Origin of the sequence: Streptomyces narbonensis (assembly GCF_014649015.1) — a bacterium.
Taxonomy (GTDB): Bacteria; Actinomycetota; Actinomycetes; order Streptomycetales; family Streptomycetaceae; genus Streptomyces; species Streptomyces narbonensis.
In genome coordinates, this window is the sequence record NZ_BMSF01000006.1 from 15813 (window position 1) to 29595 (window position 13783).

General features: G+C 71.6%; 16 protein-coding genes and 1 pseudogene. 8 read left to right on the forward strand and 9 right to left on the reverse strand.

Annotated features, from left to right (window positions below):
- Positions 1-35: 35 nt before the first annotated feature.
- The 5 genes and pseudogenes from IE124_RS12750 to IE124_RS34840 form a co-directional block, all read right to left on the reverse strand.
- Positions 36-1583 (reverse strand): type 1 periplasmic-binding domain-containing protein, encoded by a 1548-nt coding sequence (locus IE124_RS12750; RefSeq protein WP_229832411.1) that lies wholly within the window; start codon positions 1581-1583, stop codon positions 36-38.
- Between the two features lie 4 nt (positions 1584-1587).
- Positions 1588-3648, reverse strand: a complete 2061-nt coding sequence (locus IE124_RS12755; RefSeq protein ID WP_189507844.1) for a hypothetical protein — start codon at positions 3646-3648, stop codon at positions 1588-1590.
- Between the two features lie 151 nt (positions 3649-3799).
- Positions 3800-4267 (reverse strand): group II truncated hemoglobin, encoded by a 468-nt coding sequence (locus IE124_RS12760; RefSeq protein WP_189507845.1) that lies wholly within the window; start codon positions 4265-4267, stop codon positions 3800-3802.
- A gap of 90 nt (positions 4268-4357) precedes the next feature.
- Entirely contained in the window at positions 4358-4816 is a 459-nt protein-coding gene (locus tag IE124_RS34835) for a nucleoside deaminase (protein ID WP_229832452.1), read from the reverse strand.
- 63 nt (positions 4817-4879) lie between these two features.
- A pseudogene (locus IE124_RS34840) lies at positions 4880-5089 on the reverse strand (GntR family transcriptional regulator); the annotation flags it as partial.
- A gap of 165 nt (positions 5090-5254) precedes the next feature.
- Between IE124_RS34840 and IE124_RS12770 the strand changes: the two are divergent.
- From IE124_RS12770 to IE124_RS12780, 3 genes are read left to right on the forward strand one after another with little or no spacing between them, the layout of a single operon-like run.
- Positions 5255-5569, forward strand: coding sequence for a hypothetical protein (locus IE124_RS12770; RefSeq protein ID WP_189508172.1), 315 nt, complete (start codon positions 5255-5257; stop codon positions 5567-5569).
- Positions 5566-5892 carry a hypothetical protein gene (locus IE124_RS12775; RefSeq protein ID WP_189507847.1) on the forward strand — a complete coding sequence of 109 codons (327 nt, stop codon included), beginning with the start codon at positions 5566-5568 and terminating at the stop codon, positions 5890-5892. The genes IE124_RS12770 and IE124_RS12775 overlap by 4 nt, the downstream gene beginning before the upstream one ends.
- 16 nt (positions 5893-5908) lie before the next feature.
- On the forward strand, positions 5909-6274 hold the full coding sequence (locus IE124_RS12780) for an iron chaperone (protein WP_189507848.1): 366 nt from the start codon (positions 5909-5911) through the stop codon (positions 6272-6274).
- 118 nt (positions 6275-6392) lie between these two features.
- On the opposite strand, the gene IE124_RS12785 is transcribed toward IE124_RS12780, so the two are convergent.
- Positions 6393-6761, reverse strand: a complete 369-nt coding sequence (locus IE124_RS12785) for a nuclear transport factor 2 family protein (protein WP_189507849.1) — start codon at positions 6759-6761, stop codon at positions 6393-6395.
- Between the two features lie 70 nt (positions 6762-6831).
- Between IE124_RS12785 and IE124_RS12790 the strand changes: the two genes are divergently transcribed.
- The 3 genes from IE124_RS12790 to IE124_RS12800 all read left to right on the forward strand — a co-directional run bounded on the left by IE124_RS12790 (position 6832) and on the right by IE124_RS12800 (position 9213).
- Positions 6832-7707: a LysR family transcriptional regulator gene (locus IE124_RS12790; protein ID WP_189507850.1), complete on the forward strand. Its 876-nt coding sequence runs from the start codon at positions 6832-6834 to the stop codon at positions 7705-7707.
- Between the two features lie 100 nt (positions 7708-7807).
- On the forward strand, positions 7808-8158 hold the full coding sequence (locus IE124_RS12795) for a DUF1330 domain-containing protein (protein WP_189507851.1): 351 nt from the start codon (positions 7808-7810) through the stop codon (positions 8156-8158).
- A gap of 119 nt (positions 8159-8277) precedes the next feature.
- Positions 8278-9213, forward strand: a complete 936-nt coding sequence (locus IE124_RS12800; protein WP_189507852.1) for a DMT family transporter — start codon at positions 8278-8280, stop codon at positions 9211-9213.
- Here IE124_RS12800 and IE124_RS12805 read toward each other — a convergent pair.
- Together IE124_RS12805 and IE124_RS12810 are read right to left on the reverse strand one after the other, a co-directional pair.
- Positions 9110-10000, reverse strand: coding sequence for a LysR family transcriptional regulator (locus IE124_RS12805; protein WP_189507853.1), 891 nt, complete (start codon positions 9998-10000; stop codon positions 9110-9112). The two genes, IE124_RS12800 and IE124_RS12805, sit on opposite strands and share 104 nt — an antisense overlap.
- 52 nt (positions 10001-10052) lie before the next feature.
- Positions 10053-10418, reverse strand: a complete 366-nt coding sequence (locus IE124_RS12810) for a PLD nuclease N-terminal domain-containing protein (RefSeq protein ID WP_189507854.1) — start codon at positions 10416-10418, stop codon at positions 10053-10055.
- A gap of 90 nt (positions 10419-10508) precedes the next feature.
- On the opposite strand from IE124_RS12810, the gene IE124_RS12815 reads away from it, so the two are divergent.
- Both IE124_RS12815 and mqnP read left to right on the forward strand, forming a co-directional pair.
- Positions 10509-11966: a menaquinone biosynthesis decarboxylase gene (locus IE124_RS12815; protein WP_189507855.1), complete on the forward strand. Its 1458-nt coding sequence runs from the start codon at positions 10509-10511 to the stop codon at positions 11964-11966.
- The gene (mqnP, locus tag IE124_RS12820) at positions 11963-12865 is read left to right on the forward strand and encodes a menaquinone biosynthesis prenyltransferase MqnP (protein ID WP_189507856.1); all 903 of its coding nucleotides are present in this window, start codon (positions 11963-11965) and stop codon (positions 12863-12865) included. The genes IE124_RS12815 and mqnP overlap by 4 nt, the downstream gene beginning before the upstream one ends.
- Here mqnP and IE124_RS12825 read toward each other — a convergent pair.
- On the reverse strand, positions 12855-13682 hold the full coding sequence (locus tag IE124_RS12825; protein WP_229832412.1) for a TetR/AcrR family transcriptional regulator: 828 nt from the start codon (positions 13680-13682) through the stop codon (positions 12855-12857). The two genes, mqnP and IE124_RS12825, sit on opposite strands and share 11 nt — an antisense overlap.
- Between the last annotated feature and the right edge of the window lie 101 nt (positions 13683-13783).

Genomic DNA, 13783 nt, shown 5'->3' on the forward strand with positions numbered 1-13783 from the left:
CTGGCCCGTGGCTCCTGGCTCCTGGCTCCTGGCCCCTAGCCCCGCTTCGGCGGGAGGCAGGACGTGTTCGGGGGGTTCTTCTCCGGCCAGGCGATCTGGACGAAGCGCTGTGAGCCGTCCGGGGCCAGTTCCACGATCGGGACCGCCTTGTTGTACGGGTTGCCGTGGTTGTCGAGGCAGATCCAGCCGCTCGCGCCGTTCACCCGCAGCGAGCCCTTCACCTGCGGCCACTGCGTGACCACGTCCGCGAGCTCCGGGTACTGGGCGTCGCGCGGGGTGGCCTGGCGGATCGCGTGGACGGCCGTCGCCATCGCGTCGTACGCGACGATGGCCTGCCCGTCCGCGAGCGCCACCGGCTTCTTCGAGGCGCGGGCGATGTCCGTCTCGAAGGTCGAGTACGCCGCCACCGAGCCGCCCGTCACCGGGACGCGCCGCCCCGGGGCCTCCTTCCACGCGTCGGGGTGGGCGAGCGAGGCGTAGCGCACGGTCAGCTTCGTCCGGAGCGCGTCCCGGTCGAGCTTCCCGTCGGCGCCCAGGTACGAGCCCTCGTCGCCGGTCAGGATCGTGAAGGCGCGGTCGGTGCAGCCGCGGGAGCCCAGGGCGTTGATGAACTGGCGGAGCTGGGTGTGGCGGCCGGCGAAGAAGACCGTCTCGGCGCGGGTGTCGCAGATCAGGTGGGTGATCTGGCGGAAGGTGTTGGCGGTCGTGCCCTCGTCGGTCGGGTCGGGCGGCGAGGTGAAGAGCTGCGGTTCGTAGGGCGCGCCCTTGAGGGAGGCGGCGAAGGCGGACTTGAGGGTGTCGGTGTAGTGGTCACCGCTGCGGGTGTCCTGGACGAGGAGCGCCTTGGCGGCGTCGACGCGGCCGTAGTGGGCGAGGGCCTTGGCCTCGTCGCTGTTGGTGGGGGAGACGCGGGCGAGGCCGGGGAAGCGGTTGTTCCCGGCGCCGGGGCCGTTGGCGATGTCGTCGGCGGTGATGGTGGTGCCGACGACGGCGATCCCGGCTCCGGTCAGCGCGGTCACCGCCTGCCGCATCTCGGTCGAGGAGGTGGCGACGCCGGAGACGACCCGCAGGCGGTCGGGCGCGCCGGTCATGGACGTGAGTTGCAGCGTGGTGGCCTGCCAGTAGGCGTTGCCCCGGCCGGTGTTGGCGAGGACGAGCCGGATCTTCGGGGTCTGGCTGTTGGACTCGTGGTTGGCGCGGTACTGGTAGGCGTAGGCGCCCTGCAGCTCGTGGAGGACCTTGGTCCGCATGCCTCCGTCGGGGGAGGTCAGGGGCAGGAGCACGGCGACGGTGGCGTACTCGCCGGGCTGGAGGGTGGCGTTCTCGGCGCCGATGGCCCCGGCGATCTCGGTGAGTTCGGGGATGCCGAAGTCGTAGCCGTCGCCGTTGACGCCGACGCACTCGGAGCCGGTCTCGGTGCGGTCGACGCCGGCCGCGCAGGAACGGTCCTCCGGGGTGGTGAGCCGGGCGATCCCGTATCCGCCGAGACCGATGACGACGGCGGCCGTGGCGAGTGCGGCGACGAGCTTCTGGCGGGGTGTGCGGACGCGCCGGCGCAGCCGGTCGGTCAGACGGTCGGGCATGGCGTCAGACTCCGTCCTCGCGGCCGGGCGGCAGCGAGAGCTCCCGCCAGGCGCGGATGTCGCGCGGCCAGTGGGTGGCCGCGTCCCAGAGTGAACCGCTGCCCGTCAGATGGCGGCCGGAGAGCCTGCGCAGCTCGTGCGCGAGCCGGTCGGCGACATCGTCGTCGGGCAGTGCGAGCGGATCGGTGAGCAGCCATACGGCGTGCAGCAAGCGCCGTAAGGACAGGTGGAGTTCGGTGCTGTCGGCGTCGAGTCCTGAGGGCAGTTCGCCGGCCGGGGCCTGCCCCAGTGCGACGGCCCGGCGCGGGTCGGGCCCCGGCCGGTTCCGCTCGCGCGGGTACGGGGCGGCGGCGACGAACCGCAGCCGCCCGAGCCAGCCGAGGACGTCCTGCTCGGGGAAGGTGACCCGCAGGTGGGTGACGGCTTCCTCGGTGCGGCCGAGCGCGAGGTCGTGGTGGAGGCGGTACGGGCCGGGCTCGGGGCCGTAGTGCCGGTGCAGGGTCTCGTGGACCGCGCGCCAGGCCGCGTACCGCGGCTCGTCGGCGTCCTCGAAGCGCAGCCGGTGCAGGAGCAGGGCGCGCAGGAGGGGGTCGGCGACGAAGTGGCGCGGGCCTTCCTGCCAGTCCTCGGAGCGGAGCCGGTCGCGGACCCGCAGCGCCACGTCCCCGTCCAGGGACTCGCCCTGGAGCCGGGCGTGGGCGAGCACCCGCGCGGACTCCTCGTCGTGGGTGGCGGCCAGCACCGCGTACGGGCCGGGGCGGCGCACCGGGAGCAGCTCGGCCAGGAGGGTGGGGGCCACGGGCACCGGCGGGGTGTCCTCGCGCAGCTCCACCGTCAGGTCGAGGAGCCCGCCCGGGGTGAGACCGGACCGCAGCTCCGCCGGGGCCTCGCCGGCGGCCCGGCCGAGGAGCGCCACGCCGAGCGGCCGGCCGCCGGTCAGGCGGTGGACGGCGCGGGACAGTTCGGCGGGCGTGCGGCCGGCCGGGTCCTGGCGGTCGAAGGCGGCGCGGGTCTGGGCGGGGGAGAGCGGCGTGAGCTCGACGGCGAGGATGCCGGAGCCGACGCTCGTCCCGCGCGGGCAGGGCGCGCGGTGCGCGGTCTCCGGCAGCCGGGTCCTGGTGGCATGCCGCAGCCCCTCGTGCTCGCGGACCCGGGAGGCGGCGAGGACGACGACGCGGTCGCGGCGTCCGTCGGCGCGGGCCCGCAGAATCGGTTCGACGAGCTGCCGGCCGAGCTGCTCGTGGGCGTTGTCGAGGAGCAGGACCGGTCTGCCGATGCGGGTGCCGCGCCGTAGGCCCGTATAGGCGTGGAGCAGGTCCTCGGTGAGGGCGCCGACGAGGAAGTCCTCGGCCTCGCGGCGGCGCCGGCCGCCCTGCTCGAAGTCGATCGCGAGCTGGCGGAGACCGGCCTTGCCGCGGCCGCCGGCGTTGCGATAGCTGCCGTACCAGTTCTCGGAGGCCCGCTGGAAGCGGCCGAAGACCTCCTCCAGGACGGTCTCCACGGTCGCCTCGGCGAGCACCCCGGCCATCGGGGCGGCGGCCTCGGCGAAGTTGGCGGCCAGCTTGGAGAGGACCTTGGCGACCCAGTTCCCGGCGGCGCCCTTCGTCGCGTCGACGGTCGCGAGCAGCGGCCCGAGCCGCAGGAGGTCGTTCCTGGCCCGCTCGTCGTCCTCCTGGGACCAGCCGAGCGAGGCGACGGCGACGAGCCCGAGCGAGAGCCGCGGGAACTGCACGGGCTTCGCGGCGAGCACCTTCGGCGACAGCTGTACGGCGAGCTCGGTGAGCGCGCCGGTGACCTCGCTCCAGCCGGGGCCGTGGTCGGCGGGCGGCTCGACGTGCGCGCAGTCGAGCAGGGCGAGCGGGGTGTAGCCCTTGTAGCGGTTGCGGACCTCCTTGAGCAGGGCGGTCTTCCCCATGCCGCGCCCGCCCGTGAACACCGTGACCGGCGGATCGTCGCCGTGCTCGTACGCGACCCGCGCGGCGCCGTGCCGGGTGAGTCCGCTGAGCCGTGCGACGAGACCGCTGTCGTGCAGGACCGCCTCGCGGCCGTAGAGCTCCCTGTCCACCCGCCACCCCCCTGCTTCCCCCTGCTACCCCACGAGATGTGCCCCGTCACATCGTCAAGTTCAGGATATCGACAGGGTGTTGGGAACACGCCAGCCTTTGCGAGGTTGCTGTGCGGGCCGGCGGGAGGTTTCCCCGCGGGGAGCGGGCGCGTCAGGCGAGGCCGTCCCAGCCCCAGCGCGGGGTGGGGCCGGGGTCGCCGAGGTCCGTGCCGGGCGCCGAGGCGGAGACGTCCTTGGCGATCCGCGTGCCCCAGTCGAAGTACTCCACGACCCTGCGGCGCAGCAGGGCGTCGTCCGGCAGCTCCTTCTCCACGGCGGCCGTCATCAGCTCCATCCAGCGCAGCCGCTGCTCCTCGGTGATGCCGAGCCCGAGATGGGCGCGGAGCAGGGCCTGGTGCCCGCCGTGCTCGGCGGTGAAGCCGGCCGGCCCCGAGAAGACCTCCGCCAGCCACACGGCGACGTGCTCCACGTGGGTGGCGGTGAAGTCGGCGAAGACGGGCGCGAGGAGGGGGTCGGCCAGGACGCCCTCGTAGAACGTCGAGGAAAGCCGCCGCAGCGCCTCGGCGCCGCCCACGGCCTCGTACAGGGTGTCGGTGTGCTTCGCGTGCTCGGCGCTCATGCGGGACCTCCGGGATCCGGGACGTGGCCTCTCAGCTTTCCTGCAACTGGCCCCGTATCCAAGGATGTTCGCTCTAGGCGGGGCCGACTGCTAGGGGGCGTCCTCCCCGATGTCCTCGTGCCAGAGCGCGGGGTGCGCGGCGATGAACTCCCGCATGAGGGACGTGCATGCGGGGTCGTCGAGCACGATCACCTCGACGCCGTGCGCCGCGAGCCAGTCGTGCCCGCCGTGGAAGGTCTCGGCCTCGCCGACGACGACCCGAGAGATCCCGAACTGCCGGACGAGACCGGAGCAGTACCAGCACGGCGACAGGGTGGTGACCATCGTCGTCCCCCGGTACGAACGTTGCCTCCCGGCGGCCCGGAAGGCGGCGGTCTCGGCGTGCAGGGAGGGGTCCCCGTCCTGTACGCGGCGATTGTGCCCCCGCCCGAGGAGCGCGCCGTCGGCCCCGTAGAGCGCGGCCCCGATGGGGATGCCGCCTTCGCCGAGCCCGGCACGGGCTTCGTCGAGGGCGGTGGTCAGCCATTGCCGTGCCAGTTCCTGATCCATGGGAGGAGTGCCCGGATTGCTGGGAGCGGCGGCCTCCCCGGTGGTGGGCATGACGTAGGAGCCCTTGCCGGGCACTGTGTAGATCAGCTCGTGCTCGGCGAGCTTTTGCATGGCCCTTCGGGCGGTCAGTACGGCGATGCCGTACTCCTGGGCGAGGCGAGCCGGTGCGGGAACCATCCGGTCCGGGGCGTACTCCCCGCTGGCGATCTTCGCCGCGATCACGTCGGCCAGCTGCATGTACAGCGGACGTCCCGACTTGGGGTCAAGGCTCATACGTCAACAGTAGATAGTCATACAAAGACACGTTCGGATGGATCTAGCTACGTAGCTATGTAGCACTGTGTAGTGCGCACGAGGGTGTGGCCACGAAATCGAAGACCCCGGCGACCGTCCTACCGGTCCCGGGGCATGGCCACCAACTTCCAAGGAGTTGATGACGTGCGGAACCCTATCGCGCGCGTACTCGGCAGGGCGCTGATCCCCGTACTGCTCGGGCTGCTCATGCTCACCCTCCCGCCCACCGGCCGGCACCGGCCCCGTCCGGCCGCGCCGGCGCGCGCACCCCGGCATCGTGCGCCCGCCCGGCGGTCTCCCTACGCCCAGGAGCAGGCGCAGCTCCTCGACGGGTCCCGGTCGCCGCTGGAGCGGCCCTACCTGCGGGCCGAGCAGCGCAGGCGCCGGCGAGCCTTGTGGCTGGCCACGGTCGGGGTGGACGTCGACCAGCGGAACATCCACGCCGGGAGCGCCCGATGAGCCGCTGCGGGGCGCGGCGGTCCGTGTTCGACGTCGCCGAAGTGGTGCGGCCGGTGTGGGGCGGCTCGGTCTGTCTGCTCGCCGCCGGGCACGACGGTCCGCACCGGGATCGGGCGGGTGACGGCTGGTGGGTGACACCGGAGATCGCCGACGCGGTGACCGTGTCCCTGCTGACCCGCGCCCTGACGGCCCCACCCGAGCCGGAGTACCGGTCGCCCCGCTGCATCGTCGGCCGCCACGACCGCTGCCGGGACCACGTGCCCCGCGACAGCGGCGTACAGGGGGTCCGCTACCTCGTGTGCGGGTGCCTCTGCCATGGGTGAGCCATAGGCTCGCCGCATGGTGCAGAGCAGTGCGGAAGACGTCGACGCCTATCTGGCCGAGGTGCCGGAGGGGCGCAGGGACGCGCTGGCCGGGTTGCGGCGGTTGTGCCGGGCCGAACTCAAGGGGTTCGACGAGGTCATGGCGTACGGCATGCCCACGTACGTGCGGGAGGGCGCCGCCGAGATCGCCTTCGCGAGTCAGAAGCAGTACATCTCCTTCTACCTCATGAGGAGCGACGTCCGGGAGGCTTTCGAGGAGCGGCTGGCCGGCCGGGACATGGGCAAGGGCTGCCTGCGGTTCCGTAAGCCGGAGGACGTCGATCTCGATCTCGTGCGAGACCTGCTGCGGGCTGTCGTGGCCGCGCCGGGTGAGATCTGCTGACGGGCCGGCCGGGCGAGGGGGAGCGCGGCAAGTGGGACCCGATCTCCGGAACGGACCTACCTGCGGCGGCCGCGCTTCCGACGACGCCGGACACCCCTAGGGGTGTCCGGCTTCCCGCTCAGTTCCGCGTCGTGAGTCCCGCCAGCAGCTCGCGGGGGTCGAAGGTCACCCGGATGCGGGTGACCTTCCCGTCGTCCACGTGCATCCAGTTCGCCGTCGGGGCAGGCGGTGCGACGCTTGTGTGCAGATCGAACCAGGTGATCACTTCGCCGCCTTCCGCCACCCGCGCCTTCACGTCGATCTTCTCCAGCACCTGGCCGAGCCCCTTCAGCCCGGCCAGTGCCGCCTCTGCCCCCGACGCCGTGCCCAGCGCTCCGACGAAGTCGACGTCCTCGGCGAGCAACCCCCGCACGGTGTCGAAATCGCCCGCCTCCCAGGCGGTGAAGTAGGTCTCGGCCAGCTCTCGCGCAGTCCTCGTCGTCGTCATGCCTTCATCCTCCAGCCCTCCGATCGATCCGTCCAACAGATGGATCAGATGGCATCTATCATTACTGGATATGGAGATGCATCAGCTGCGCTACTTCGCCGCGATCGTGGATGAGGGCACCTTCACAGCTGCCGCCCACCGACTGCATGTCAGCCAGTCCGGCATCAGCACCCAAGTGGCCAAGCTGGAGGCGGAACTGGGGCAGCGGCTGCTCGACCGCTCCAGCCGTCACATCCGCCTCACCCCGGCTGGTGAAGCCGTTCTTCCTCTTGCGAAGAACGCTCTCGCCGCTTTCGAGGCCATCAAGCACACCGCCGGCGAGTTCGCCGATGCCGTCCGCGGCCGGGTCCGTCTCGGCATGATCATGGGCTGCTCGATCCCGGCTTTCCTCGACACCGTCGCCGACCTCGGCCGCACCCACCCCGACATCGAGGTCAGCCTTCACGAGGGCTACTCCGACGACCTCCAGGCCCAGGTCCTCGCCGGCTCTCTCGACCTCGCCCTGATCGGCTACTCGGGCACCGTCGCCCAAGGCCTGGAGGCGAGCGTCGTCGTCGACGAGCCGGTTGCCGCGGCCGTCCCTGCCGGGCACCCCCTCGACCGGCCGGACCTGCGCCTCGGCGACCTGCGAGGCGAGAAGATCCTCTGCCTCTCCCCAGGCACCGGCATCCGCGCCGCCTACGAGGACTCCTGCCGCAGGCTCGGTCTCGACCCGCGCGTGGACATCGACGCCAGTTCTCCGGTCACCGTGCTCCGTCTCGCCGAGCGCGGTGCGGGTGTCGCCGTGCTCAGCGCGTCCTCCACGCGAGGCGCCGACCTGCGGACGGTCCCGCTCACCGACGCCGCCACGCACGCCCGGCTGGGGCTCATCACCCGCCGAGGCCAGCACCCCCCGGCCGCCCAGCTCCTGCGGACCAGGCTCCTCGTCGCTCTGGAAGCCGGCTAGAGACCCGGGGGCATTACCTGGGAGGTCATCGACCGTCGCGGCGGGTCGGTGTCACGATCGGTTCCGTACCAGCCCGGCCGACCGGAAGGACACCAGCACCATGACCGCCTACGCCATCGCGAAGCTGAACACCGAGACCCCGCACGCCGAGGTCGTCGAGTACATCGAGCGCATCCCCGGCACCTTCGAGCCGTTCGGCGGTTGCTTCCTCGTGCACGGGGCGGTGCACGAGGTGAAGGAGGGGGAGTGGCCGGGGGCCGTGGTGATGATCGGGTTCCCCGGGATCGCCGAGGCGCGGGCATGGTGGGACTCGCCGGCGTACCAGGAGATCGCGCCGCTGAGGTACCGCCACATGCCCGCCGACATCGTTCTCGTCGAGGGCGTCCCCGTCGGCTACGACCCGGCCGCCACCGCGAACGCGCTGCGGGAGTCCCTGCCCGTTGCCGAGTAGGCCCGGAGCCTCATCGGCTTGGCCGACGGGGTGTCCATCGGCCGCGCCGATGGGGGGCATCGGGAGGACGGGTCACTGGCTCGTGGACCGGGATCGGCGCCGCTCGTAGCGTCGTCGTCATGAGAAACGAGACCAGGGGAACCGTCGAACTCACCCTCGCCATGGTGCTCTCCGGCACGCTCGGCGTCTTCGTCGTCGAGTCCGGGGCGTCGCCCTTCGAGGTCGTGTTCTTCCGGTGCCTCTTCGGGGCCGCCGCGCTCGGGGCCTACAGCCTCGCCCGGGGGTTCTTCACCGGGCACGGGTTCACCGCGAGGAAGCTGGGGCTCGCCGCGCTCGGTGGCGTCTTCATCGTCTTCAACTGGGTGTTCCTCTTCGAGGCCTACGAGGCCACCTCGATCTCCCTCGCCACCGTCGTCTACCACACGCAGCCGTTCTTCCTCGTGCTGCTCGGGGCGGTGTTCATGCGGGAGCGGATCTCCGGCGCGAAGCTCGGGTGGCTCGCGGTCGCCTTCGCCGGGCTCGTGCTCGTGTCCGGGGTGCGGCCCGGGGACACCGCCTCCCTCAAGGGGCTCGGCTTCGCCCTCGCCGCCGCCGTGCTCTACGCCCTCGCGACCTTCGTCACCAAGCGGATCACCGGCATACGGCCGCACCTCGTCGCACTCGTCCAGGTCCTCGTCGGGCTGCCTCTGCTGCTGCCCTTCACGGACCTTTCCGCCACGGCGGGCCTCGGTGCCGGGTGGGCGTGGCTGGCGGGGCTCGGGCTGATCCACACCGGTCTGATGTACGTCCTGATGTACGCCGCCTACGCCAAGCTGCCGACCGCCAAGATCGCCGTTCTCGCCTTCACCTATCCCGCCGTCGCCATGGGCGTCGACTGGGCCGTGTACGGGCACCACATCGGGATCGTGCAGGCGCTCGGCGTCCCGCTCATCGTCCTCGCCAGCCTCAAGGTCACGCTGGCCGGCTCTGCTCGGACACCAGTCGCCGCGCCTGCTCCACGAACAGCCGGACATGCGCCGGAAGCCGCTTCCCCCGTCGCCACGCGAGCTGCGTGAAGAGCGTGAACGGGGCCTCCCAGTCCAGGGCGACGAGGGCGCCCGACGCCAGCTCCTCCGCGACCGCCACGCGGGGGAGCAGCGCCACGCCCAGGCCCGAGGTCACGCCCCGCTTCGTCGCCTCGATCGTGCCGAACTCCATGAACGGCGGCGCCCACTCCCGCAGCTCCTCCTCGAAGAGGTCGCGGTACGGGCAGCCCGGCTCGGTGCCCACGAGGTGCGCCGCCGCCAGGTCCGCGCTGGTCAGCCCCGTACGCCCCGCGAGAGGGTGGCCCGGGCCGGCCACCAGGACCAGCGGCTCGGGTGCGAGGACCTCCGACTCCAGGCCCTCGTGCTCCGTGTCCGGCTCCATCAGGAAGCCCACGTCGTACGTGCCCTGGCGCAGCGCCTGCCGGGTCGCGTCGCCCAGCGTGGGCCGCAGGGTGAGCCGCACCTTCGGGTAGCGGTGGTGGAAGTACTCCAGGAGTGGCGGCAGCCGGTAGGAGGTGAGCGACTCCATCGTGCCGACGGCGATCGTCCCCGAGGGGTCGCCCGCACTCGCGACGGCCGCCCGGGCCTCCTCGGCCAGCTCGGTCATCCGGCGGGCGTAGGGGAGGAGGCGTTCGCCGGCCTCGGTGAGGCGGATGCGGGAGCCCAGCCGCTCGAAGAGGTCGACGCCCAGGGAGGTCTCCAGGGAGCGGATCTGGGCGGTGACGCTGGACTGGGCGTATCCGAGGTCGGCCGCGGCCCGGGTGAAGGAGAGGACGTCGGCGACCTTCTCGAAGGTGACGAGAAGCCTGAGCTCCATCACCTGCCGTGCTCCGTCACTTCCCGGGCTCCGTTGCCTCCCCCGCGCCCCGTCACTTCTCGGTGTCCTCGTCGCGCTCGCGCTTCTTCAGCTCTTCCTCGCGGCGGCGCAGGTCCGCCTCCCAGTCCTTGAGGACGGCATCGTCGTCCGCGCCGTCCTGCTGTTTCAGGGACTTCAGGAACTCCGGGTTGTCGTCGGGGGCGACCCAGCCGCCCGACCCGCCCCGCGCCGAGGCCGGGCGCCGCGCCTTGCCCGCGAAGATCCAGACGATCGGCCCGACGATCCAGAACAGCAGGATGATGATGACCCAGACCACCTTCGGCAGGTGCTTGGTCTCTTCCTCCGGGGTGTTCAGGCAGTCGATGAAGGCGTAGATCGTCAGCGCCAGCGGCAGGATGTACAACAGCGCCCTGAGCATGTGGGACAGCCCCCTGGAAGCGGTGGCGGAGGCGCGTTTCGGCGGCCCCGGTGACAGGTCCAGGGTAGCCGGTGACCGATACTGGCCCTTATGGCTTACGACGATCTCCGCTCGCTGCTCAGGGCCCTGGAGCGCGAAGGCGACCTCAAGCGCATCAAGGCCGAAGTCGACCCGTACCTGGAGGTCGGGGAGATCGTCGACCGGGTGAACAAGGCAGGAGGCCCGGCGCTTCTCTTCGAGAACGTCAAGGGCTCCTCGATGCCGCTCGCGATGAACGTCTTCGGGACCGACCGCCGGCTGCTCAAGGCCCTCGGCCTGAAGTCGTACGGCGAGATCAGCGAGAAGATCGGCGGGCTGCTGAAGCCCGAGCTTCCGCAGGGTTTCGTCGGCATCCGCGAGGCCTTCGGAAAGCTCGGCTCGATGGTCCACGTGCCGCCGAAGAAGGTGAAGTCCGACGCCGCGCCCGTGCAGGAGGTCGTGCTCACCGGGGACGACGTCGACCTCGACCTGCTCCCCGCGCTCTTCACCTGGCCCAAGGACGGCGGCTCCTTCTTCAACCTGGGGCTCACGCACACCAAGCACCCGGAGACCGGCGTCCGGAACCTCGGGCTCTACCGGCTCCAGCGGCACGACAAGCGCACCATCGGCATGCACTGGCAGATCCACAAGGACAGCCGCAACCACTACGCCGTCGCCGCCGCGAAGGGCGAGCGGCTGCCTGTCGCCATCGCCTTCGGCTGCCCGCCGGCCGTCACGTACGCCTCGACGGCACCGCTGCCGGGTGACATCGACGAGTACCTCTTCGCCGGCTTCGTCCAGGGCAAGCGGATCGAGATGGTCGACTGCAAGACCGTCCCGCTCCAGGTCCCGGCCAACGCCGAGGTCGTCGTCGAGGGCTGGCTGGAGCCCGGCGAGATGCTGCCCGAGGGTCCCTTCGGCGACCACACCGGCTTCTACACGCCGCAGGAACCGTTCCCCGCGCTGAAGATCGACTGCATCACCATGCGGAAGCGTCCGCTGCTCCAGTCGATCGTCGTCGGCCGGCCGCCGACCGAGGACGGGCCGCTGGGGCGGGCCACCGAGCGGTTCTTCCTCCCGCTCCTCAAGATCATCGTGCCGGACATCGTCGACTACCACCTGCCGGAGTCGGGCGGCTTCCACAACTGCGCGATCGTCTCGATCGACAAGAAGTACCCGAAGCACGCGCAGAAGGTCATGCACGCCATCTGGGGCGCGCACATGATGTCGCTGACCAAGCTGATCATCGTGGTCGACAAGGACTGCGACGTGCACGACCTGCACGAGGTGTCCTGGCGGGCGCTGGGGAACACCGACTACGCGCGCGACCTGACCGTCGTCGAAGGGCCCGTCGACCATCTCGACCACGCCTCCTACCAGCAGTTCTGGGGCGGCAAGGCCGGTATCGACGCGACGAAGAAGCTGCCCGAGGAGGGCTACACCCGGGACGGCGGCTGGCCGGACATGGTGGAGTCCGACCCGGCGACGGCGGCCCTCGTGGACCGCCGCTGGAAGGAGTACGGGCTGTGACCACGGCCGCAGTACCGGGCGCTGATCCGGGGCGTACGAAGGCGTTCCTGCGTCTCGTGATGATCGAGCACTCGGTCTTCGCGCTGCCCTTCGCCTACATCGCCTCGCTCACCGCGATGTTCCAGCTCGACAAGAACATCCACTGGTGGACGCTGTTCCTGGTGACGGTGTGCATGGTGGGGCTGCGGACCTTCGCCATGGCCTGCAACCGGATCATCGACCGCGAGATCGACGCCCGCAATCCGCGGACGGCGGGGCGCGAGCTGGTGACCGGCGCGGTGTCCGTGCGGTCCGCGTGGACCGGGGCCGGGATCGCCGTCGTCGTCTTCCTCGGCGCCGCCGCCCTGCTCAACCCGCTCTGCCTGGCGCTCGCGCCGCTCGCCGTCATCCCGATGGTCGTCTATCCGTACGGCAAGCGGTTCACGAACTTCCCGCACGCCATCCTCGGTCTCGCCCAGGCCATAGGGCCGATCGGCGCCTGGCTCGCGGTCAGCGGCGAGTGGTCCTGGGACGCGGTGATCCTCGGCCTCGCGGTCGGCATCTGGATCGGCGGCTTCGACCTGATCTTCGCCTGCCAGGACGTGCAGGCCGACCGGGCCGGCGGGGTCATGTCGGTGCCGGCGCGGTTCGGCATCCCGGCCGCCCTGTGGGGCGCCCGCGCCTCGGCGGTCGTGACGACGGGTCTGCTCGTCTGGTACGCCCTGGTCACGGACGCGGGGCTGTTCTTCTGGACCGGTCTCGTGATCGTGGCGGCGGCCTTCTGCTACGAGCACTCGATCGTGAAGCCGCACGACCTGTCCCGGCTGAACCGGGCGTTCTTCACGACGAACGGTTTCATCGGGGTCAGCCTGTTCGTGTGCGCGCTGCTCGACCTGCTGGTCCGCGGGCTCACCCCGTAGCGGGGCCCGTCCCGGGGGCGAAGCGGTCCAGGAGGGCGTCCAGGCCGGCGGCCAGGCCCTCCGGGCCGCCGTGCTCGGCGAGTGTCGGGGCGGCGGCGCGCAGGCAGGGGAGCTCGCGGGCCGGCATGCGGTGCAGGCCGAGGCGGAAGGCGGGTTCGGGCTCGTCGGGGTTGTCGACCATCGCCCGCAGGTCCCCGAGGACGTAGCCGAGGATCCAGCCCGTGACGGCCCGGAAGGCCATGACCGTCGCCTCCTCGTCCAGCCCCGCCTGCCGCAGGAGCACGAGGATCCGCTCGTGGTCCCGGAGGACGGCGAGCGGACGGCGGGCGAGCGGGACCGCCAGCATGCGGGTGGCCAGGAGCGGGGCCACGTGAGGGTGGGCGAGGGCGACCCGGTAGGTCGCGGCGGCGATCCGCTGGAGCTCGTCCCGCCATTCGGGTGCCTCGTCGGAGGCGGCGAGCTGTTCCTCCAGCTCCGTGTAGAGCGCCTCCACCAGACCGTCGAGCAGCGCGTCCTTCCCCGCCGCGTACCGGTACAGCGCCATGGCCTCGACCCCGAGCTCCGCGCCGGTCCTGCGCATGCTCAGCGCGGAGAGTCCCTCGCGGTCGACCAGCTGCAGGGCGGTGGCCATCACGCGCTCGCGGCTCAGCCGGCCGTAGCGCCCGTGGTCACCGGCCCGGCGGCCCGGCGCGCGACGCCCGGGCGCCGGGGTCTCCGCCCCGGGGTTCTCTGCCTTGGGGTTCTCCGCCTTGGGGTTCTCTGCCTCGGGCGGTCCCGCCTCGGGCGGTCCTGCCGGGGGGTCCTTCTCGATCGCCATGCGCCCGCCTTGACCGTGGGACATCCAGGGATAAAGTGTACATATACGTCGTAAACGTATGGTGCATCGGCAGGGGGAACCCACCGATTGCCACGTTCCGG